Genomic DNA, 22,250 nt, shown 5'->3' with positions numbered 1-22,250 from the left:
GCTTGCCGGCGATGGGCTGCACAGCAGCCCCAAAACCAGGCAACACGGTCCCGCAGAAATGAAAGGAGTCGCACATGGCCAAGCGTTCCCGCCCGGCAGCCTTCATCGACGACCCGCTGTGGTACAAGGACGCCGTTATCTACCAGCTGCACGTCAAGTCGTTCTTCGATTCGAACAACGACGGCATCGGCGATTTCGCTGGCCTGATCAGCAAGCTCGACTACATCGCCGAGCTGGGCGTCAACACCCTGTGGCTGTTGCCGTTCTATCCGTCGCCACGCCGCGACGACGGCTACGACATCGCCGAATACAAGGCTGTGCACCCCGATTACGGCAACCTGGCCGATGCCCGCCGCTTCATCGCCGAGGCGCACAAGCGCGGCCTGCGGGTCATCACCGAGCTGGTCATCAACCACACCAGCGACCAGCACCCCTGGTTCCAGCGCGCCCGCCATGCCAAGCGCGGCAGCAAGGCGCGGGACTTTTATGTGTGGTCGGATGACGACCAGAAGTACGACGGCACCCGCATCATCTTCCTCGACACCGAAAAGTCCAACTGGACCTGGGACCCGGTCGCCGGGCAGTACTTCTGGCACCGCTTCTACTCGCACCAGCCCGACCTCAACTTCGATAACCCGCAAGTGCTCAAGGCCGTGATCGGTGTCATGCGCTTCTGGCTCGACCTGGGTGTCGATGGCCTGCGCCTGGACGCCATCCCGTACCTGATCGAGCGCGACGGCACCAACAACGAGAACCTCGCCGAAACCCACGACGTGCTCAAGGCGATCCGCGCCGAAATCGATGCCAACTACCCCGATCGCATGCTGCTGGCCGAGGCCAACCAGTGGCCCGAAGACACCCGCCCGTATTTCGGCGAAGGCGAGGGGGACGAATGCCATATGGCTTTCCACTTCCCTTTGATGCCGCGCATGTACATGGCGCTGGCCATGGAAGACCGCTTCCCGATCACCGATATCCTGCGCCAGACCCCGGAGATCCCCGCCAACTGCCAATGGGCGATCTTCTTGCGCAACCACGATGAGCTGACCCTGGAAATGGTCACCGACCGCGAGCGCGACTACCTGTGGAACTACTACGCCGAAGACCGCCGCGCCCGCATCAACCTGGGCATTCGTCGGCGCCTGGCACCGCTGCTGCAGCGCGACCGCCGCCGCATCGAGCTGCTCACCAGCCTGCTGCTGTCGATGCCCGGCACACCCACCCTGTATTACGGCGACGAACTGGGCATGGGCGACAACATCTACCTGGGCGACCGCGATGGTGTGCGCACGCCCATGCAATGGTCACCGGACCGCAACGGCGGTTTCTCCCGCGCCGACCCGCAGCGCCTGGTGCTGCCACCGATCATGGACCCGCTGTACGGTTACCAGACCGTCAACGTCGAAGCCCAGGCCACCGACCCGCACTCGCTGCTGAACTGGACCCGGCGCATGCTGGCGGTGCGCAAGCAGCAGAAGGCCTTCGGCCGCGGCAGCCTGCGTACCCTCACGCCGAACAACCGGCGCATCCTCGCCTACCTGCGCGAGTACACCGACGCTGATGGCAACACCGAAGTCATCCTGTGCGTGGCCAACGTCTCCCGCGCCGCCCAGGCGGCGGAACTGGAACTGTCACAGTACGCCGGCAAGGTACCGGTGGAGATGCTCGGCGGCAGCGCCTTTCCGCCGATCGGGCAGTTGCCGTTCCTGCTGACCTTGCCACCCTACGCCTTCTACTGGTTCCTGCTGGCCAGCCACGACCGCATGCCCAGCTGGCACATCCAGGCCACCGAGGGGTTACCCGAATTGAACACACTGGTACTGCGCAAACGCATGGAAGAACTGCTGCAAGCCCCCGCCAGCGATACCCTGCAAAGCGCCATCCTGCCGCAGTACCTGCCCAAGCGGCGCTGGTTCGCCGGCAAGGAAGGGCCGATCGACGCGGTGCGCCTGTGCTACGGCGTACGCTTCGGCACGGCCACCACACCGGTGCTGCTCGGTGAAATCGAAGTGCTCAGCGACGGCGTGGCCAACCGCTACCAGCTGCCGTTCGGCTTGTTGCCCGAGGAGCAGATCAACAGCGCACTGCCGCAGCAACTGGCGCTGTCACGGGTGCGCCGGGCCCATCAGGTGGGCCTGATTACCGACGCCTTTGTCCTCGAGCCCTTCATCCGTGCGGTGCTGCGTGCCTGTGAGCAGGGCATGCATCTGCCTTGTGGCAATGGCGAGGGCGAGCTGCGCTTCGAAAGCACGCAGCAACTGGCGGGCCTGGCGTTGAACGAAGAAAGCAGCGTGCGCTACCTCAGCGCCGAGCAGTCCAACAGTTCGGTGGTGATCGGCGACCAGGTGGTGCTCAAAATGATCCGCCGGGTCAACCCGGGTGTGCACCCGGAGCTGGAAATGAGTGCCTACCTGACCGCCGCGGGCTTTGCCAACATTTCGCCGCTGCTGGCCTGGGTCAGCCGGGTGGACGAGCAGGGCGCGCCGCACTTGCTGATGATCGCCCAGGGTTACCTGAGCAACCAGGGTGATGCCTGGGCCTGGACCCAGAACACCCTGGAGCGAGCCATCCGCGACCAGATGGAGCCGTCCAGCCTGGATACCGATGTGCACACCGATGCACTGGCTGAACTCACCGGCTTTGCCGCCTTGCTCGGCCAGCGCCTGGGCGAGATGCACCTGCTGCTGGCCGCACCGACCAGTGACGAGGCCTTCCAGCCGCGCCCAAGCGATGCCGACGACAGCGAACGCTGGAGTGCGCAGATCAGTGCCGAACTCACCCATGCCCTCGACTTGCTGGCCCAGCACCGCGACAGCCTCGACAGCGAAAGCCAGGCGCTGGTCGACGATTTGCAGCAACAGCGCGACGGCCTGGCCCAGCACATCGCCAACCTGACCGGCCAGGCCCAGGGCGGCTTGCTGATGCGCGTACACGGCGACCTGCACCTGGGCCAGGTGCTGGTAGTGCAGGGTGACGCCTACCTTATCGACTTCGAAGGGGAACCGGCCCGGCCGCTACAAGAGCGCCGGGCAAAACACAGCCCGTACAAGGATGTCAGCGGCGTGCTGCGCTCCTTCGACTATGCTGCTGCCATGATCTTGCGCAGCGCCTCTGCGGTCGACCTTTCCGACCCGGCACGCCAAGCCCGGCAACGTGTTGCCAGGCAGTATCTGCACCAATCGCGGCATGCCTTTGTCGAAGCCTATGGCCTGGCCACCGCGGCCATGCCTCACGCCTGGCAGCAGGCCGAGGGCGAGCGGGCTGCACTGGAGCTGTTCTGCCTGGAAAAAGCCGCCTACGAAATCACATACGAAGCCGAGAACCGTCCGAGCTGGCTGGCCGTGCCTTTGCATGGCCTGCATGGACTGATCAGTACCTGGGGAGAGTCATAGATGAATGCAACCACGCGTGAAAACGGCGGCCTTCGGCAACGGGACCTCGACGCCCTGGCCCGCGCCGAGCACGCCGATCCATTTTCGGTACTCGGCCCCCATGGCGATGGTACGCGCGGGCAGGTGATCCGCGCGTTCCTGCCCAATGCCCTGAATGTGCGCATTCTGGCCCGGCATGACGGGCGCATGCTCGCCGAAATGGAGCAGGGCAGCCTGCCCGGGTTGTTCACCGCGCACCTCGATGAGGCGCACCCCTACCTGCTGCAGATCGGCTGGGCCGGTGGCGAGCAGATTACCGAAGACCCCTACAGCTTCGGCCCGCAACTGGGCGACATGGACCTTTACCTGTTCGCCGAAGGCAACCATCGCGACCTGTCCGGACGCTTCGGCGCTCAACCCATCCAGGTCGATGGCGTCGACGGCGTGTGTTTCTCGGTATGGGCGCCGAACGCCCGGCGGGTGTCGGTGGTAGGTGACTTCAACAACTGGGATGGCCGTCGTCACCCCATGCGCCTGCGCCACAGCGCCGGGGTGTGGGAGCTGTTCGTGCCGCGCCTGGGCGTGGGTGAAACCTACAAGTTCGAGGTGCTGGGCAAGGACGGCATCCTGCCGCTGAAGGCCGACCCGCTGGCGCGCGCCACCGAACTGCCGCCGAGCACCGCCTCCAAGGTAGCGGGGGCGCTCAGCCACGACTGGCAGGACCACGACTGGATGGCGCAACGCGCGCAGCGTCATGCCTATAGCGCGCCGCTGTCGATCTACGAACTGCACCCGGGGTCGTGGCGCTGCGAGCTGGATGAGGCGGGCGAGGTCGGGCGCTATTACAACTGGCGCGAGCTGGCCGAGCGCCTGGTGCCGTACGTTCAGGAGCTGGGCTTCACCCACATCGAACTGCTGCCGATCATGGAGCACCCGTTCGGCGGCTCCTGGGGTTACCAGCCGCTGTCGCTGTTCGCGCCCACCTCGCGCTACGGCAGCGCCGAGGATTTTGCCGCCTTCATCGACGCCTGCCACCAAGGCGGTATCGGTGTGCTGCTGGACTGGGTACCGGCGCATTTCCCCACCGACGAACACGGCCTGGCGCGTTTCGACGGCACCGCCCTGTACGAATACGACAATCCCCTGGAGGGCTACCACCAGGACTGGAACACGCTGATCTACAACCTTGGCCGCAACGAAGTGCGCGGCTTCATGATGGCCTCGGCGCTGCACTGGCTGAAGCACTTCCACATCGACGGCCTGCGCGTGGATGCGGTGGCCTCGATGCTGTACCGTGACTATTCGCGCAAGGCCGGCGAATGGGTGCCCAACCGCCATGGCGGGCGCGAGAACCCTGGAGGCCATCGACTTCATCCGCCACCTCAACGGCGTGGCGGCCCATGAGGCCCCGGGCGCGCTGATCATCGCCGAGGAATCCACCGCCTGGCCCGGCGTCAGCCAGCCGACCCAACAGGGCGGCCTGGGCTTTGCCTACAAGTGGAACATGGGCTGGATGCACGACACCTTGCATTACATCCAGAACGACCCGGTGCACCGGACCTACCACCACAACGAGATGAGCTTCGGGCTCATCTATGCCTATTCCGAGCACTTCATCCTGCCCATCTCCCATGACGAAGTGGTGCACGGCAAGCATTCGCTGATCGACAAGATGCCCGGCGACCGCTGGCAGAAGTTCGCCAACCTGCGCGCCTACCTCACCTTCATGTGGGCGCATCCGGGCAAGAAGCTGCTGTTCATGGGCTGTGAGTTCGGCCAGTGGCGTGAGTGGGACCACGATGGCGAGCTGGACTGGTACCTGCTGCAGTACCCTGAGCACCAGGGGGTGCAGCGCCTGGTCAGCGACCTCAACCGGCTGTACCGGGATATACCAGCGCTGCATGAACAGGATTGTCAGCCGCAGGGCTTCCAGTGGCTGATCGGTGATGATGCCCAGAACAGCGTGTACGCCTGGCTGCGCTGGAGCAGCAGTGGCGAGCCGGTGCTGGTGGTGGCCAACTTCACCCCGGTGCCGCGCGAGGGCTATCGCATTGGCGTGCCGTTCGGCGAACGCTGGCAGGAGCTGCTGAACAGCGATGCCGAGCTGTATGCCGGGTCGAATGTCGGCAACCTGGGGGTTGTGCAGAGTGACGAGATAGCCAGCCATGGCCAGCCGCAGTCGCTGGCCCTGAACCTGCCGCCACTTGGGGTTCTGATAATGAAACCCGCTTGATGTATTGCCTGTACCGGCCTCTTCGCGGGCATGCCCGCTCCCACAGGTATCGCACCGTACCTTGTGGGAGCGGGCGTGCCCGCGAAAGGGCCGAACCTGCCTACCACCGCATCCGCACCCCCAGGCTACCAATCAGCCCGTTCAGATCATTGTCATCCACGTCACTGCTGTAATCGGCACTGACAAACAGCGCCACCGAAGGCGTCATCCGCGCCACCAGCCCCAAGCCCAGCTCCACCGTGGTCGAGTAGCGCGAGCTGGAGATCTTGTCGACCTGGTCCAGCTTCACCTCATCGGCATTGCTGAAGTCATACCACACGTTGGTCCGCACATAGGGCTCGATCGGCATGCCGCGCACATCGTAGCGCCCGGACAACCTGGCACCGACCCGGCCGCTCCAGCTCGGCTGGCTGTCGAAGGCCTGCAAGGTCTCCTCCTGCGCCCGGTTGCCGGGGAAGAACTGCTGGTTGATCAATTGCGCCTGCGGCTCGATCACCCAGCCACCACCCAGGCCGATGGGGATGCCGCCCTCCAGCGAGAAGGTCATCGCATGGCCGCTGTCGTCCAGGCGCTGGCCATTCTCGCCACGGCCATTGACGTCGATGCGCGAGCCCATGGCCACGGCATCCAGGTGCCAGCCCTGCTCATGGGTCATGCTCCAGTACACCCCCAGGCTTTCGCCACTGAGGTTCACCGCGTTGCGCTGCTTGTCGCCCAGCTGCCGGCGCATGCCGTTGAAGTTGGTCTGCAGGTTGTTCTGCCCGACGAAGATCCCTGCGCGGTGCACGTTGCCCGCCGCAGTTTCACGCACGAACAGGTCCGGGCCGATCGTCAGTTGCTGGCTCGGGGATTCAAGCTGGTCTGGCGGCTGTGCACCATTGCGTGGGGTGCTCGGAAAGAACTGCGCCCACTGGCTGGCGACCATTTCCGGTGCAGCCTGCCCGTGGCGCTCGCTCATCTTTTGCGAGAATGCGTTCAAGGTACCCATGCTCAAGCCACTGGCGCTGACCGGGTCGAGCGACAGCTGTGGTACTGCCGGTTGGTGCAGGAAGCCGGGCGAGGTCGGGTCGTCCTGCAGTTCATACGCGATAGTTTCCACCGGGGTTGCCAGAAGCAGCGACGTGGAAACCGCGTAGAAAATGCTGTCGAAGCGCAAGAGGTTCGAGGTGCTATTCATGGCGGATCTCCTTTGTTTTTGGGTTACAGCCCTGGGACCTGGCCTGAGGTCACGAGCTGTACGGCAAAAACAGTGGGCGACCCAAACCAGCACGCCAGCTTTCGCGGGCGCGCACGAAGGCGCGGGCTAGAGGCCCGGCGCGAGATCATTACTGCTTTGATATGTTCAGCTAAGGAGAGCGCGCCGCTTGCGTCAAGAAAGCGTGAAGGCGGTGTTCAGGTTTCGTGGTTTTGTTCAACTTGTTGAATTGCCGAACGAATGTGTAAGGCATAGCGGGGTTCGTTATTTGCCGTGCCGTGGCTATGAAGAATGATTGCTAGAGCCTCACTTCCACTGCCAACGGCAGGTGGTCCGACAGGTGCGACCAAGGTTTGTGCCCCAGAATCCGCGGCCCATGGCTTTCGGCGTTGCGCAGGTAGATGCGGTCCAGGCGCAACAGCGGCAGGCGCGCGGGATAGGTGCGGGCCAGGTGGCCATGGTGGCGTTCGAAGGCCTCGTGCAGGTCACGTTGCAAGCCCAAGGTGCGGTTGCCATGGGATTTCCAGTCGTTGAAATCACCGGCGATGATTACCGGGGCGTCGGCGGGAAGGGATTCGAGCAGCTTGCGCAGCAGTTGCAGTTGCTTTTGGCGGTGGCTTTCCAGTAACGACAGGTGCACGCAGATGGCATGTACCTGGCGCTCGCCGGGCACGTCGAGAATGCAGTGCAGCAGGCCACGACGTTCGGGGCCGGTAATCGACACGTCGAGGTTACGGTGTTCGATGATCGGGTATTTCGACAACAGCGCATTGCCGTGGTGGCCGTCGGGGTAGACCGCGTTGCGGCCATAGGCGAAGTCGCTCCACATGCTGTCGGCAAGGAACTCGTACTGCGAGGTCTGCGGCCAGCCGGGGTAGCGGGCGGCGTGGCGGTCGTGGCTGCCGAGTACCTCTTGAAGGAAGACGATGTCGGCCTGGGTACTGCGCACTGCCTCGCGCAGTTCCGGCAGGATGAAGCGCCTGTTGAAGGCGGTGAAGCCCTTGTGGGTATTCACCGTCAGCACCCGCAGCCGCTTCACGGCCGGAGCCTGGTTGATGCTGGCGAAACCTTTACTGCCGGCTTCGGGGTTCACGGTTACTCCTCGATGGCAGGTGCATGTATGTTGCCTGTACCGGCCCTATCGCCGGCAAGCCAGCTCCCACAGGTACCGCACAGCCCGTCAGGCAGCGGATTACCTGTGGGAGCTGGCTTGCCGGCGATGAGGCCAGTACAGGCAACCGATACACATTGGGACCAACGATGGTCCCTGGTGTTCACTCCTCATCGCGTTGCAGCACCATCAGCAGCAACGACCGCCCCTTCACCTCGAAGGTGCTGTCGAACTGCAGATGCTGCCCCTTGCGCAGCTCTGGCCGGTCGGTATCGACCAGGCAGCTCCAGTAATCTCCCTCGGGCACGGTCGGCAATTTGAACGGAACGGTGTCATGGTGGGCATTGACGATCAGCAGCACGGTGGCCTCGGCGCCTGGCCGGGCAATGCCGCTGACCTGCGCGCGGCCATCGATCAGCATGCCCAGGCAGCGCCCGTGCGGGTCTTCCCATTGTTCCACGCTCATCTCGTTGCCATCCGGTGCCAGCCAGGTCACGTCCTTGACCCCGATTGCCTCATTGTAGTCGCCCACCAGGAAGCGTGAGCGGCGCAGTACCGGGTAGGCCAGGCGCAGGCGGGTCAGGCGCTTGACGAAGGCCAGCAGTTCCTGGCCCTCCTGGTCCAGGTCCCAGTTCACCCAGCCGATCTCGCTGTCCTGGCAATAGGCATTGTTGTTGCCGTGCTGGGTGCGGCTGAATTCATCGCCAGCGACGATCATCGGCGTGCCCTGTGCCAGCAGCAGGGTAGCGAAGAAGTTGCGCATCTGGCGCATGCGCAGGGCATTCACGCCCGGGTCGTCGGTGGGGCCCTCGACACCGCAGTTCCACGACAGGTTGTTATCGGTGCCGTCCTGGTTGTTCTCGTCGTTGTCTTCGTTGTGCTTGTGGTTGTACGACACCAGGTCGCGCAAGGTGAAACCGTCGTGGGCGGTGACGAAGTTGACCGAGGCATAGGGGCGCCGGCCACGGTTGTTGAACATGTCCCCCGAGGCGGTCATGCGCGAGGCAAAGTCGGCCAGTTGGCCTTCGTCGCCTTTCCAGAAGGCGCGCACGGTGTCGCGGAAACGGTCGTTCCACTCTGCCCAGCCCGGGGCGAAGTTGCCCACCTGGTAGCCACCCGGGCCGCAGTCCCACGGCTCGGCGATCAGCTTTACCTGGCTCAGCATCGGGTCCTGGCGGCAGGCGACGAGAAAGCCGTGGCGTTCGCTGTAGCCGTCGTGATAGCGGCCAAGGATGGTCGCCAGGTCGAAGCGGAAGCCGTCCACATGCATTTCGCCGGCCCAGTAGCGCAGCGAGTCGGTGACCAGCTGCAGCACGCAGGGGTGGCTCAGGTCCAGGGTGTTGCCGGTGCCGGAATCGTTGATGTAGTAGCGCTTGTCGTCCGGCATCAGGCGGTAGTACGAAGCGTTGTCGATGCCGCGCATCGACAGCGTGGGGCCGCGCTCGTTGCCTTCGGCGGTGTGGTTGTAGACCACGTCGAGGATCACCTCCAGCCCGGCGTCGTGCAGGTGCGCGACCATCTCCTTGAATTCGGCGATCTTGCCGCTGGCCAGGTAACGCGGGTGCGGGGCGAAGAAGGCGATGCTGTTGTAGCCCCAGTAGTTGTTCAGGCCCTTGTCCAGCAGGTGCTGGTCGTTGACGAAGGCGTGAATCGGCAGCAGTTCGATACTGGAAACGCCCAGTTCCTTGATGTGTTTGAGCAACTCGTCATTGGCCAGGCCGGCGAAGGTGCCGCGCAGGTTTTCCGGTACTGCCGGGTGGCACATGCTGATGCCACGGGTGTGGGCCTCGTAGATGATCGTGCGTTCCCAGGGGATGAGCACACGCTGGTCGCGGCCCCAGGTGAAGGCAGGGTCGATCACCTTGCACTTGGGCACGAAGGGCGCGCTGTCGCGCTCGTCGAACGACAGGTCACCGTCGGGGTGGCCGATGGTGTAGCCGAACAGTGCTTCGGACCATTGCAGGCTGCCAACCAGTTGCTTGGCATAAGGGTCGATCAGCAGTTTGTTGGGGTTGAAGCGGTGGCCGTTCTCCGGTTCGTAGGGACCGTGCACGCGGTAGCCGTAGACCAGCCCTGGGTGCGCGTCGGGCAGGTAACCGTGGTAGATCTCGTCGGTGTATTCGGGTAGCTCGATGCGTTCGATCTCATGCTCGCCAGTGGAGTCGAACAGGCACAGCTCGACCTTGGTGGCGTTGGCCGAGAACAGGGCAAAGTTGACCCCCAGGCCATCCCAGGTGGCACCGAGGGGGAAGGGCAGGCCTTCGCGGATACGCGACGGGGCGACCGAGCGGGTTTTCTTCGGGGTACGGGGGCTCATGGCGGTCCTCTAATGGCCGTGGTGAAGGGGGGCGTAGTCCTGTCCTGGCCCTATCGCCGGCAAGCCAGCTCCCACAAGGTCTCCACAGGACTCGAAACGGGCGCTGTACTTGTGGGAGCTGGCTTGCCGGCGATAGGGCCGGGACAGGCTTAACCGGCAGAAGGCTTTTTCACCGCCCGGGTCTTTTTCGCCACAGCCGGTTTAACCCCCGGCAGGGCGGCCACTTTGGGCTCGGCAGGCGCCGTCGGCTCAGCCGCTACCTTTGGCTTGGCCGGGGCCCGCTTGCGCGGCGCTGCCTTGGGTGCCAGCGCCTCGGCTTCGGCCAGCTTGCGCGCCATGTCCCAATGGCGGTCTTCCTGGCCGGCGGGCTTACCCTCGGACTCCCAGATCTGGTAGGCAAATTCGCGGATACGCTTTTCATCAACACTCATCATGACGCTCCTGATGCTCAAGATTGTTGTATCAGCAGGTTGACCGGAAACTCCGCCAGCACGGCGCTCAACAGCAGCTCCCTGGAAGAGCTGACCGCAGCACTGGGGAAAAGTCCCGTCGAGTTGGCAGGCGACAAGGCAAACGGCAGGCTTACCCGGGTGTCGTCCCAGTTCTGTGCCGGGATCAGGGGTATCGGTGCATCCGCCAGTAGGGTACTGGCCAGGCGTGGCGCGATGATGACGGCCCGCTCGCCGTCGCCCAGGCGGGCAAAGGCCATCACCTTGTCGGCATGCCGGCCGTGCACGGTCAGCGGCAGGTAGGCGCCACGGCGGAACAGCTCGGCGTGGGCCTGGCGGCAGTCCAGCACCCGGGCGATCAGCGCCTGCTTGAGGCGGCCGTCGCGCCAGTGCGCCAGCAGCTCGGCCACCGGCGTTGCATCGTCCAGGGTGCGACGCCGGCAAGCGTAGTCCACGGCGCGGCGGTTATCCGGGTCGACCAGGCTGAAATCCCAGTATTCGTTGCCTTGGTACAGGTCGGGCACACCGGGTGTGGTCATGCGCAGCAGGGCCTGGACCAGGCCGTTGAGGGCACCGGGGCAGGCCAGCAGGTGTGCGGCATCGGCCAGGGATTTGCGCAGTTGCTGATTCTCGCTGTCTAGCAGCAGACCGTCGATGTAGCGCGCGCAGGCGCCTTCGTAAGCCTCATTCGGCGCGCTCCAGCTGCTGCGCAGCTTGGCCTCGCGCAGGGCCTTCTGCTGCCACTGGCGAATGCGTTCGGCGTACTGGCCAAGGGCGTTGTCGTCATGCAGGTCGAGGTCCAGCGGCCAGCTGCCGAGCAAGGTCTGCAACAGCATCAGCTCGTCGCCGGGGCTCGGCGCAAGGCCGTCGTCCAGTGGCGTGCGCAACGGCGTGGCCAGTTCGCGCCAGTGTTCCACTCGGCTGGCCAGCCACGGGCCGCGCTCGCTGAGCACGGCCAACCGCGCACGGGTGTCTTCGCCGCGCTTGTGGTCATGGGTGGCGCTGGCCAGCAGGTTGTCGGGGAAGTCGCGCAGGCGTCGCTGGGCCTCGTTGTGGAAGTGCTCGAGCGGGGCGCTGAAGCGCTCGGCGTCGAAGCCCACGTCGTTGCGCGACAGCAGCCGTGCGCTGCGGTAGAACGCGGTGTCTTCCACGGCCTTGGCGGCGCTTGGCGCAGTCAGCTGCTGGAAGCGCACGCAGGCGTGACGCAGCTGCTTGCGCGCCCGGCCCGCTGGCAGGTTGCGCCAGGCTTGCCCGCCTAGCCATTGTTCAAGCTGCTCGAGCAGCGGCCAGTCAGCTTCACCGAGGTCCTGACGGGCATTGGCCAGGGCTTGCTGGAAAAACCCTTCGTCTTCGGCCGGGCGCCCGCAGGCATTGAAGTAGGTGCGGTACACCGGGTAATGCGCCACCAGCGCCTGCAAGGCGCGGCGGATAGCGCCCAAGGTCAGGTCGCGGGTCATCAGGTCGTTGCGCGCCACCTGCAACAGCGCCTGGGCCACTGACTCGCAGTCGCCGGCCAGGCTGGCATTGAGCACCAGGTGACGGGCCTGGCGAATTTCTTCGGGGAAGTCCGGGCGTTCGCTCACATTGGCCCACAGCTCGGTCAGCGCTGCTTCGCCCGCCGGGTCGTGCTGCAGCAGCGAGACCTGGTTCATGAACTCATAGCCGGTAGTGCCATCGGTAAGCCAGTCGCGGTGCAGGTGTTCGTTGGCGCCGAGGATCTTCTCCACGTAAATGGGGAAGTGCTCCAGGGCGGCGCTCAACGGCCGCCGCGCCAGCAGGCCATCGACCCGCCGGCGCAGCTTGCGGCAGTAACCGCGCGGGTCAGCCAGGCCGTCGATATGGTCGATGCGCAGGCCATCTACCAGGCCGCGTTCGATCAGCTCGAACAGTTTGGCGTGGGTGGCCTCGAACACCACCGCCCGTTCGACCCGCAAGCCGCCCAGTTCGTTGATGTCGAAGAAGCGCCGCCAGTTGATGTCATCGGCGGCAGTGCGCCAGCTGGCCAGGCGGTAGGTCTGGCGTTCCAGCAGCAGGTGCAGGCGCTTGAAGCCATGCTCGTTGCGGCTGTCGAAGGCTTGCAGTGCCGATTCGAGGTCGGCACCTTCAGCGACCAGGCGCGCCAGTTCGGCGTGCAGGGGCAGGGCGTCGGCCAGTGGCGTGGCCGCTGCGTTCAACGCGGTGAAGCGTTCGGCCAGGGCATTCAGGGCCGGGTCCGGGCTGAGGGCGAGAATCCAGCCGTAGTCGACCGGGCAGATCGGGAAGCGGTGTTCGTAGTGGGCGACTTGCAGCACCCCGGTTTGCCTGTCGAACTCCAGCGGTATCTCGCCATTTTTCAGCGCCACGCCATAGTCGCTGCCCAGGAACGGCAACAGCAACTGGCCGGCCAGCAGTGGGTCGCTGGAGTGCCACTGGATGTCGAAGAACTCGGCGTACGGGCTGCGTCGTCCCCAGGCCAGCAAGCTCTGCCACCAGGGGTTGTCGGCACCGCCCACGGCCATGTGGTTGGACACCGTGTCGAGGATCAGCCCCATGCCGTGCTGGCGCAGGGCGGCGACCAGCCGTTGCAGCGCCGCCTCGCCGCCCAGCTCGGGGTTGACGCAGGTCGGGTCGACCACGTCGTAACCGTGGCGCGAGCCGGCGCGGGCCTTGAGGATGGGCGAGGCATACAGGTGGCTGATGCCCAGCCGGGCAAAATACGGCACCAGTGGCACGGCGTGATCGAGGGTGAACTCACTGTGAAACTGCAGGCGCAGGGTCGCGGTCAGCGCTTTCATCGGTCACGCTCCCAGGCCTGTTCGCGGGCCTGGGCCAGCAGTTCCAGGCGCCTTGCTGCGTCAGCGTCGTCGAGCAGTTCACGTACCGGCCGGGCAAAGCGTCGGCGCCAGTTGGGGTGGCCGGCGGTGGTGCCGGGCAGGTTGGGTTGCTCGTCGCAGCCCAGCAAGTCTTCCAGCGGTACCAGCACCAGCGGTGCGCGGGTGTGGCCAACATAGCGGATGGCCGCGTCGATAAACGCGTCGTTGTCCGCCAGGGCGCCGTAGTTGGCCTCCAGGGTGCGGCGCAGGCCATCGTGCTCCTTCTGCCGCTCGTGGCGCCAGTGCAGTTCGGTGGCCGCATCGATCAGTTGCAGGCGGTGGCTCCAGTCGATGTCGCGGTTTTCCAGCCAGCCGGCCAATGGCGCCAGGTCGTGGGTGCCGGTGGTGGCCAGGGCGTTGTCCGGCCAGTCGAGAATCGGCTTGAAATGGCCAGGCTGGGTCTGCTCGAAGGGCAGCACGCGCATGCCCAGCACGGCCTTGGCCGCCAGTTGTTCGCGCAGGCCGTCCGGCACGGTGCCCAGGTCTTCGCCAAGGATGATTGCCTGGTGGCGCACCGACTCCAGCGCCAGCAGGCGCAGCAGGTCGTCCAGCGGGTAGTTGAGGTAGGCGCCTTCGCTGGGCTTGGCCCCCTGCGGGATCAGCCACAGCCGGCGCAGGCCCATCACATGGTCGATGCGCAGGCCGCCGGCGTGGGCGAGGTTGGCCCGCAGCATTTCGATGAAGGCGCGGTAGCCGATTGCGCTTGAGGCCCTCTGGCGAGAAGGCGCAGATGCCCCAGTCCTGACCGGCACGGTTGAGAATGTCGGGTGGCGCACCCACATTCAGGCCTGCCAGCAGCTCGTCCTGGCGGCTCCAGGCCTGGCTGCCGGCCCCATCTGCGCCCACCGCCAGGTCAGCGATCAGGCCGACCGCCATGCCGTTGCCGCGGGCCGCTTCCTGGGCGCGTTGCAAGCCCCGTTCGGTCAGCCATTGGCAGAAGGCATGAAACTCGATCCTGGCCGGGTAGGCGTTGGCGAAGGCCTCCACTTCCGGGTGGTACGGGTCGTGCCAGGCCTTGGGCCAGTGGCGCCAGTCGGCACCCAGGCCGTGCTCCACTGCTTGGGCCTGCAGCGCTTCGAAGCGGCAGTGGAGCTCCAGCGCCTGGCCGCCCGCTTCGCGGAAACTGTCGAAGTCCTTGCGCAGCGGGTGGTCGCCCTGGCTGAAACCCTGGTACAGGGCTTCGAGCAGACGCAGGCGGGCGCTGGCGGCACGCGGCCAGTCGACCAGCGGAGCTTGTTCCAGGTCTTCCAGCTGTTGCTCCAGGCCGCAGGCTTCGATGGCCACGCGCACCTCCCGCTCGCCCAGCAGCGCGGCCGGGCTGGCGTACAGGGTATTGAGCAGCAGGCGGCTGGAGGGCGAGTAGGGGCTGTAGTGCGTCTGGTCGATGGCCGACAGCGCGTGGATCGGGCTGATGGCCAAGGCATCGGCACCGCGCTCGGCGGCCGCGCGTGCCAGTTGCTCCAGGGCCAGGCAGTCGCCATAGCCGCCATCACCGGGGCGGCGCAGGCTGTACAGCTGTACCGCCAGGCCCCAGCAGCGCGGTGGCGGCTGCTGCACCCGGTCCTCAAGGCTGTGGCAGCGTGGCGGGGCCACGGCCACGGTGAAGCGGCGGCTGTCGATTTCCACCTGGTGGTAGCCGATGGGCAGCGCACCGGGCAGGCGGGCCTGGTCGTCGAGGCTGAGGGTGAGGGCGCTGTGGTCCTCCAGGGTGCAGTGCGCGACGCTGGCGGCGCTGAAATAGCGCGCCAGTGCCAGTGGCTGGCCGAGGTCGGCGGTCAGCAGCGGCGGCAGGTGCTCACTGTCTTCGGCCGCGTCCACGGCGCGCAGGCTGGCGGCAATGGCGGCGTCATCGGTGGCAGGGTGGCCAAGGCCTTCGAGGATGTTGCGCAGTACCTCGTCGCTGACTCGCTGGGGCCGGGCGTTGGCGTCGATCCAGTCGCGGCTCAGCCCGACGCGGGTCGCCAGACGGTGCAGGGCGGTTTCGCTCATGGGCGCTCCTGGGCAGGGGAAAGCAGGCTGACCACGCAGCTGTATGCGGCCAGATGGGTATCGGGGTGTCGGGTGTCGCTGCTGTCGAACAGGCGGTTGGCTGGCGCCGGCAACGCGACCTCCTGCGGGGTGGCGGCCAGGTTCAAGTCAATGCGCAGGGTGGTGCCGTTGCCCAGGCGCCAGCGTGCGGTCAGGGCCTTGTCGCCGTGTACTTCGGCGCCCAGCGCGCGGCTGCCGGGCAGGTGCGGGATGACATGGCGGCGGCGCAGTTCGAGCAGGTGCTGGTACAAGCCGTGCCAGCCAGCGATCACTTCCCTGGCTTGCGGGCGGGAGGCCTCGAATGTCTGTACTGCGTTGGGGTCGGGGATGCGTTGGCGCTGCTCTGGGTCGGCGAAGGCGGCGAAATGGGCGAACTCGCCGCGCCGGCCTTCGCGCACGGCGTCGGCCAGTTGGTCATGGAAGTCGGTGAAGAACAGGAATGGCTGGCAGCTGCCATCGTCGTCGCCCATGAACAGCAGCGGAATCATCGGCGCCAGCAGCAACAGCCCGGTGGCCGCCCGCAGCGCCTGCGGCGGGCACAGGCGGGTCAGGCGCTCGCCCAGGGCGCGGTTGCCGACCTGGTCATGGTTCTGCAGGAACAGCACGAAGGCGCTGGGCGGCAAGTGCCCGCTGGGCTCGCCGCGGGGCGTGCCATGGCGGTTGACCTGGCCCTGGAACACGAAACCTTCGGCCAGGCAGCGGGCCAACTGGTCGATGGGGCGCTGCTGGTAGTCGGCGTAGTAGCCTTCGGTTTCGCCGGTCAGCAGCACATGCAGGGCATTGTGGCCGTCGTCGTTCCATTGGGCATCGAAGCCTTGTTCCAGCAAGAAGGCCTGGTTGTGCTCGTTCTCCAGGACCAGCCATACGTGGCGGCCCGGCTCCACGGCAGCGCGTACCCTTTGCGCCAGCTCGACCAGGAAGTCGGGCTGGTCGATGGCGTGCACGGCATCCAGGCGCAGGCCATCGAAGCGGTAGTCGCACAGCCACATCAGGGCGTTCTGGATGAAATACTCGCGCACCTGCGGGCGGCGGAAGTCGATGGCTGCGCCCCATGGGGTCTGCCGGTCCTCACGGAAGAACGGGCTGGCGTACTGGTGCAGGTAGTTGCCGTCGGGGCCGAAGTGGTTGTACACCACGTCGACCAGCACCATCAGCCCCTGGCCATGTGCCTGGTCGACCAGCGCACACAGTTGCTCGGGGCTGCCGTAGGTATTTTGCGGCGCATAGGGCAGCACGCCGTCGTAACCCCAGTTGCGCTCGCCGGGGAACTGCCCCAGCGGCATCAGTTCGATGGCGCTGACGCCCAGCTCGGCCAGGCGCGGCAGTTGCCGGGCGACCCCGGCGTAGCCGTCGAGCAGGCCCACATGCAGCTCCTGGATGACCGCTTCGTGCCAAGGCCGGCCTTGCCAGGGGTGCTGCCAGGCATAGCTGGCCACATCCACCACCTGGCTCGGCCCCTGCACGCCATCGGGCTGGTAGCGTGAGGCCGGGTCGGCTACCTGCAGTTCACCGTCGATACGGTAGTGGTAACGGTCACCGGCCTGGCACGGGGCCACGCCGGTGTACCAGCCTTCATCATCGGGCAACAGCTCGATGGCCGGCTGTTGCTCCAGTTCCACGCTCACGCTGCGCGCATCCGGCGCCCAGAGGGCGAAGCGCGCCGACGTGGCGTCCAGCAGGTGTGCGCCATGCCTGTGCATCTTCTGCTCCCCGTTCAGTAGTGGCTGTGCTGCGCCTGCTTGACCAGGTCTTCGTACAGGCGGGCGTAGGGTTCCACGGCCTGGCACCAGTTGAACGGTTGGGTCATCGACAGGCAGCGCATGGCGTTCAGCAGGTCTTTCTTGCCGTATACATAGAAGGCGCGGCTGAGGGCCTGGCGATAGCTCTCGACGGTGGACTCGTTGAACAGGAAGCCGGTTACACCGCACTCGATGGTGTCGGCCAGGCCGCCCGTTTTGCGCGCCACCGGCAGCGAGCCGAAGCGCTGCGCGTACATCTGGCTGAGGCCGCATGGCTCGTAGCGTGACGGCATCAGCAGGAAGTCGCTGCCGGCGAACATGCGCCGGGCATCGGTTTCGTTGAAGCCGATGCGCACGCCGATGCGGCCCGGGTGGCGTAGCGCCAACTCGCGCATGGCCTGTTCTTCTTCCGGCTCGCCACGGCCGATGATCGCAATCTGCCCGCCTTGCTCGACGATGTAGTCGGCCACGCCAAGGGTAAGGTCCAGGCCTTTCTGGTAGACCAGGCGCGAAACCACGGCGAACAGCGGGCCTTCGGAGGGCTGCAGTTTGAACAACGCGCGCACTTCCTGGGCATTGCGCGCCTTGCCTTCCCAGTCATTGATGCTGAAGTTGTGCTGCAGGTGCTTGTCGGTGGCCGAGTCCCAGCTTTCGTCGATGCCATTGGGAATGCCGCCGAGCAGGCCTTGCTGGGCCTTGCTGGCGAGGAAACCGTCCAGGCCGCAGCCGAACTCCGGGGTGGTGATTTCCCGGGCATAGGTGGCGCTGACCGTGGTGATGTGGCTGGCATAGGCCAGCCCGGCCTTGAGGAACGACAGCTTGCCGTAGAACTCCATGCCTTCCTGCTGCATGGCATGCTCGGGGATTGCCAGTTCCGGGCTGCAGCCGCGGCTGTATACACCCTGGTAGGCCAGGTTGTGGATGGTGAACGAGGGTTGGCGTGCTCAGCCCGCGCCAGTGCATGTAGGCCGGTGCCAGGCCGGCAGGCCAGTCGTGGGCGTGCACCACTTCGGGCTTCCAGTGGATCCTGCCTTCGCCGGCGGCAATTTCGGCGGCAGCCAGGCCCAGGCGGGCGAAGCGGATGTGGTTGTCGGGCCAGTCGCGGCCGTTGTTGGCGCCATAGGGGGTGCCGTCGCGCTGGTACAGCTCGGGGCAGATCAGCACATAAATGACCAGGCCGTCGGCCATGTCCATGCGCCCGATCTTGCACGGTGGCAGGGCAGCGTGGCCACCCAGTTCACCGACGATGTGGATGGGGTTGTCGCTTTCCATCACCTGCCGGTAACCGGGGATCAGCACCCGCACATCGTGCAGGTGCGCCAGGGCGCGGGGCAGGGCGGCGGACACGTCACCCAGGCCACCGGTTTTCACCAGGTCGGCGATTTCCGAGGTCACGAACAGTATCTTGCGCTTGTTGCGGTTGTGCTGGCGCTGGGCGCCGGGTGCCTTGCCTGTCGTGGCGAAGTCCGGGGTGAGCGGTTCGCGGTTGTCCGGGTTGAATGAATCTACGTGTGGCTCGACAGCGGCACTGATCATACTTCTCTCCGTCCCTATGCTTGGTCGGGTGCTGGCACCCGTGGCGATGTTTCGTGCTGGTTCTCTCTGTTTCTGAATTCTGCGTAGTGCGTTCCATGCCCCAGGGTCGTGCGCGCAGGCACAACGCGATCAGCACTCCGGCCGAAGGCGATTGGACTGGTTGGGATGGGTGGGCCGAGCCAGGGAATGTCCCTTGCGTTTGGCCTACTTAGTTCCTGACCTGCCGGTGTTCCCGAAAGTTCGACTTTTTTTCGTCACTCTTCCACTGAGCAAATGGCGGGCCGAAATCCGAGTGTAGGAGAGAAAAAGGCAAAAAGGTGACCCGCTGGTCACTATTGCCATGCGCGAAATAGACGCAAACGTTGGCGTATGTGACCGGATGTGAACAGGGAAAAGCCGAGGTATTTGAGGGATGCGCCAAATGGTGGCTTTGCGGTGCTGATGCACCAGAATGGGGCAAGAGAACAATCAGCAGGGGTGGGAGCCATTCAGCTCCCACAGGAAGAAGGTAGAATCAGAGGCTGACGGTGTTGTCTTCAGCGCGCTGTTGCGCCAGCAGCAGGTTCAGTTGGGCGACCTGCTGACGCAGTTGGTCGCGTTCGTCCTTCAGTTTACGCAGCTCATCACGGCGCACGGAGACATAGAGGGTCTGGGTTGGGGTTGCAGGCATCAAGGTACCCATTAGCACACCTCGCGGTTTTGGCTGGTGACAAGTTAAAGCGTAGACGCTTCACGCGGGGCGCATTTTGAATTCTTTTACAGGCCATGGGAACTTTTTTGTTTATCGTGGTCTCGCCGTTCGTCGCTGGACCCTCCATCGGTTCGCTGGACTAATCTGAAAAGCTGGATTGTGTTGTCATTTATTTCGAAAGGGGAGCATCGGCTCATGCAACTGGGAATCATCGGGCTGGGCCGCATGGGCGGCAATATCGCAAGGCGCCTGATGCGCGCCGGCCACCGTACCGTGGTGCATGACCGCAACCGCGAGGCCGTCGTTGGCCTGGAGGGCGAGGGCGCCCAAGGCGCGCACGACCTTGGTGCGCTGGTACAGAAGCTGAAAGCACCGCGTGCGGTGTGGGTCATGCTGCCCGCCGGCGAGCCGACCGAGCAGACCATTGCCCAACTGGCCGAACTGCTGGAGCCGGGTGATGCGATCATCGACGGCGGCAATACCTTCTACAAGGACGACGTGCGCCGCGCCGCCGAACTGGCCAAGCGCGGGCTGCATTACCTGGATGTCGGCACCTCGGGCGGGGTGTGGGGCCTGGACCGTGGCTACTGCATGATGATCGGTGGCGAAAAGGACGTGTTCGAGCGCCTGGAGCCGCTGTTCAAGGCACTGGCCCCGGGCGTGGGTGACATTCCGCGTACCCATGGCCGCAGTGGCGAGCACCAGCGTGCCGAACACGGCTACATCCATGCCGGCCCACCCGGCGCCGGGCATTACGTGAAAATGGTGCACAACGGTATCGAATACGGCCTGATGCAGGCCTACGCCGAAGGCTTCGACCTGTTGCGCAGCAAGGGCGGCAACGAACTGCCCGAGGACCAGCGTTTCGACCTGAACGTGGCCGAAATCGCCGAAGTGTGGCGGCGTGGCAGCGTGGTCACCTCGTGGTTGCTCGACCTTACCGCCGATGCGCTGGTGGCCGACCCGCAGCTGTCGCAGTTCAGTGGCTCGGTGTCCGACAGTGGTGAAGGCCGCTGGACCATCGACGCCGCGGTCGAACAGGCGGTACCGGTGCCGGTGTTGTCCAGCGCGCTGTTCGCCCGCTTCCGCTCGCGCCAGCAGCAGGGCACCTATGGCGACAAGATTCTTTCGGCCATGCGTCTGGGCTTTGGTGGCCACGTCGAGAAGAAAGGCGAATGACCAAACAGCGCATTCCGGCCGCACCACCATGCACCCTGTTCCTGTTCGGCGCCAATGGCGACCTGGTCAAGCGCCTGCTGATGCCGGCGCTGTACAACCTCAGCCGTGACGGTTTGCTGGACCGCAACCTGCGCATTGTCGGTGTCGACCATAACCCCGCCACTGCCGAGGAATTCGCCGGGCGCCTGCATGCGTTCATGGCCGAGCGTGACCAAGGTAGCGAGGGAAAGGCCAAATGCCTGGATCAGAAGCTCTGGGCACGCCTGGCCAAGCGCCTGGATTACCAGACCGGCGATTTCCTCGACCCGGCCACCTACCAGGCGCTCGCCAAGCGCATCGACACAACCCGCCATGGCAACGCCATCTTCTACCTGGCGACCTCGCCGCGCTTCTTCCCCGAGGTGGCGCAGCGCCTGGGGCAGGCCGGGCTGCTCGACGAATCGGCCGGCGGCTTTCGCCGCGTCGTGGTCGAAAAGCCCTTCGGCACCGACCTGGCCAGCGCCGAGGCGCTCAACGCCTGCCTGCTGAAGGTGATGGGCGAGCGGCAGATCTACCGCATTGACCATTACCTGGGCAAAGAGACGGTGCAGAACATCCTGGTCAGCCGGTTCTCCAACGGCTTGTTCGAATCGTTCTGGAACAACCACTACATCGACCATGTGCAGATCACTGCCGCGGAAACCGTCGGTGTCGAGACCCGTGGTGCGTTCTATGACAGCACCGGGGCGCTGCGCGACATGGTGCCCAACCACCTGTTCCAGCTGCTGGCGATGGTGGCCATGGAGCCGCCGGCCGCGTTCGCCGCCGATGCGGTGCGCAGCGAAAAGGCCAAGGTGGTCGGCGCCATCCGCCCGTGGTCGGTGAAGATGGCCCTGAAAAACTCCGTGCGCGGCCAGTACAGCGCCGGCAAGCTGGGGCGCAAGCAGTTGCCCGGCTACCGCCACGAGGCCAACGTCGCAGCCGACAGCCAGACCGAAACCTATGTGGCGCTGAAGGTGATGATCGACAACTGGCGCTGGGCCGGCGTGCCGTTCTACCTGCGTACCGGCAAGCGCATGAGCGTGCGTGATACTGAAATCGCCATCTGCTTCAAGCCCGCGCCTTATGCGCAGTTCCGCGAGTCGGAGCTGGAGCGGCCCAAGCCCAATTACCTGAAAATCCAGATCCAGCCCAATGAAGGCATGTGGTTCGACCTGCAGGCCAAGCGCCCCGGGCCGGAGCTGGTGATGGAGAATGTCGAGCTGGGCTTTGCCTACAAGGACTTCTTCAAGATGACCCCGGCGACCGGCTACGAGACGCTGATCTACGACTGCCTGACCGGTGACCAGACCTTGTTCCAGCGGGCTGACAACATCGAGAACGGCTGGCGCGCGGTGCAGCCGTTCCTCGATGCCTGGGCCCAGGGCGGCGAGGTGCATGAGTACCCGGCCGGTGAAGACGGGCCCGAGGCCGGCAATGAATTGCTGGCCCGGGATAAGCGCGAGTGGCATCGCCTGGGGTGAGGTTTCTGTAAAGCCTGTGCCGGCCCTTTCGCGGGCACGCCCGCTCC

General features: G+C 65.3%; 10 protein-coding genes and 3 pseudogenes. 4 read left to right on the top strand and 9 right to left on the bottom strand.

The window, feature by feature from the left end:
• The first annotated feature begins 74 nt into the window (after positions 1 to 74).
• The gene (treS, locus tag QIY50_01540) at positions 75 to 3,392 is read left to right on the top strand and encodes a maltose alpha-D-glucosyltransferase (GenBank protein WGV21009.1); all 3,318 of its coding nucleotides are present in this window, start codon (positions 75 to 77) and stop codon (positions 3,390 to 3,392) included.
• Positions 3,393 to 5,604 (top strand): annotated as a pseudogene (gene glgB, locus QIY50_01535) (1,4-alpha-glucan branching protein GlgB).
• A 100-nt stretch (positions 5,605 to 5,704) separates the two neighbouring features.
• Here the strand turns inward: glgB and QIY50_01530 are convergent.
• The 9 genes and pseudogenes from QIY50_01530 to QIY50_01490 all read right to left on the bottom strand — a co-directional run bounded on the left by QIY50_01530 (position 5,705) and on the right by QIY50_01490 (position 19,513).
• A complete protein-coding gene (locus QIY50_01530; GenBank protein WGV21008.1) occupies positions 5,705 to 6,781 on the bottom strand; it encodes an autotransporter outer membrane beta-barrel domain-containing protein in 1,077 nt (358 codons plus the stop codon).
• A 316-nt stretch (positions 6,782 to 7,097) separates the two neighbouring features.
• Positions 7,098 to 7,892, bottom strand: coding sequence for an endonuclease/exonuclease/phosphatase family protein (locus QIY50_01525; protein ID WGV21007.1), 795 nt, complete (start codon positions 7,890 to 7,892; stop codon positions 7,098 to 7,100).
• A gap of 181 nt (positions 7,893 to 8,073) precedes the next feature.
• Positions 8,074 to 10,227 carry a glycogen debranching protein GlgX gene (glgX, locus tag QIY50_01520; protein WGV21006.1) on the bottom strand — a complete coding sequence of 718 codons (2,154 nt, stop codon included), beginning with the start codon at positions 10,225 to 10,227 and terminating at the stop codon, positions 8,074 to 8,076.
• A gap of 149 nt (positions 10,228 to 10,376) precedes the next feature.
• Entirely contained in the window at positions 10,377 to 10,661 is a 285-nt protein-coding gene (locus tag QIY50_01515) for a DUF2934 domain-containing protein (GenBank protein ID WGV21005.1), read from the bottom strand.
• 14 nt (positions 10,662 to 10,675) lie between these two features.
• Complete coding sequence (locus QIY50_01510; protein ID WGV21004.1) at positions 10,676 to 13,450, bottom strand: malto-oligosyltrehalose synthase; 2,775 nt, start codon at positions 13,448 to 13,450, stop codon at positions 10,676 to 10,678.
• Positions 13,447 to 15,517, bottom strand: a pseudogene (gene malQ / locus QIY50_01505) (4-alpha-glucanotransferase). Before malQ ends, QIY50_01510 begins: the two are co-directional and overlap by 4 nt.
• Positions 15,514 to 17,256: a malto-oligosyltrehalose trehalohydrolase gene (gene treZ / locus QIY50_01500; GenBank protein WGV21003.1), complete on the bottom strand. Its 1,743-nt coding sequence runs from the start codon at positions 17,254 to 17,256 to the stop codon at positions 15,514 to 15,516. Before treZ ends, malQ begins: the two are co-directional and overlap by 4 nt.
• A gap of 14 nt (positions 17,257 to 17,270) precedes the next feature.
• Positions 17,271 to 18,831, bottom strand: a pseudogene (gene glgA, locus QIY50_01495) (glycogen synthase GlgA).
• A gap of 514 nt (positions 18,832 to 19,345) precedes the next feature.
• Positions 19,346 to 19,513 (bottom strand): DUF6026 family protein, encoded by a 168-nt coding sequence (locus QIY50_01490; GenBank protein WGV21002.1) that lies wholly within the window; start codon positions 19,511 to 19,513, stop codon positions 19,346 to 19,348.
• A 204-nt stretch (positions 19,514 to 19,717) separates the two neighbouring features.
• On the opposite strand from QIY50_01490, the gene gnd reads away from it, so the two are divergent.
• Both gnd and zwf read left to right on the top strand, forming a co-directional pair.
• A complete protein-coding gene (gene gnd, locus QIY50_01485; protein ID WGV21001.1) occupies positions 19,718 to 20,701 on the top strand; it encodes a decarboxylating 6-phosphogluconate dehydrogenase in 984 nt (327 codons plus the stop codon).
• Entirely contained in the window at positions 20,698 to 22,203 is a 1,506-nt protein-coding gene (gene zwf, locus QIY50_01480; GenBank protein ID WGV21000.1) for a glucose-6-phosphate dehydrogenase, read from the top strand. Before gnd ends, zwf begins: the two co-directional genes overlap by 4 nt.
• Positions 22,204 to 22,250 lie beyond the last annotated feature (47 nt).

Source organism: Pseudomonas putida, from assembly GCA_029953615.1.
GTDB lineage: Bacteria > Pseudomonadota > Gammaproteobacteria > Pseudomonadales > Pseudomonadaceae > Aquipseudomonas.
This window is presented reverse-complemented; position numbering and strand designations above follow the sequence as displayed.

What these genes read in the sequence shown, in the direction of transcription:
- zwf (WGV21000.1), top strand. Translation starts at nt 20,698, where the DNA reads ATGACCAAACAGCGCATTCCGGCCGCACCACCATGCACCCTGTTCCTG.
- QIY50_01490 (WGV21002.1), bottom strand. Translation starts at nt 19,513, where the DNA reads ATGGGTACCTTGATGCCTGCAACCCCAACCCAGACCCTCTATGTCTCC.
- treZ (WGV21003.1), bottom strand. Translation starts at nt 17,256, where the DNA reads ATGCACAGGCATGGCGCACACCTGCTGGACGCCACGTCGGCGCGCTTC.
- QIY50_01510 (WGV21004.1), bottom strand. Translation starts at nt 13,450, where the DNA reads ATGAAAGCGCTGACCGCGACCCTGCGCCTGCAGTTTCACAGTGAGTTC.
- QIY50_01530 (WGV21008.1), bottom strand. Translation starts at nt 6,781, where the DNA reads ATGAATAGCACCTCGAACCTCTTGCGCTTCGACAGCATTTTCTACGCG.
- QIY50_01515 (WGV21005.1), bottom strand. Translation starts at nt 10,661, where the DNA reads ATGATGAGTGTTGATGAAAAGCGTATCCGCGAATTTGCCTACCAGATC.
- glgX (WGV21006.1), bottom strand. Translation starts at nt 10,227, where the DNA reads ATGAGCCCCCGTACCCCGAAGAAAACCCGCTCGGTCGCCCCGTCGCGT.
- gnd (WGV21001.1), top strand. Translation starts at nt 19,718, where the DNA reads ATGCAACTGGGAATCATCGGGCTGGGCCGCATGGGCGGCAATATCGCA.
- treS (WGV21009.1), top strand. Translation starts at nt 75, where the DNA reads ATGGCCAAGCGTTCCCGCCCGGCAGCCTTCATCGACGACCCGCTGTGG.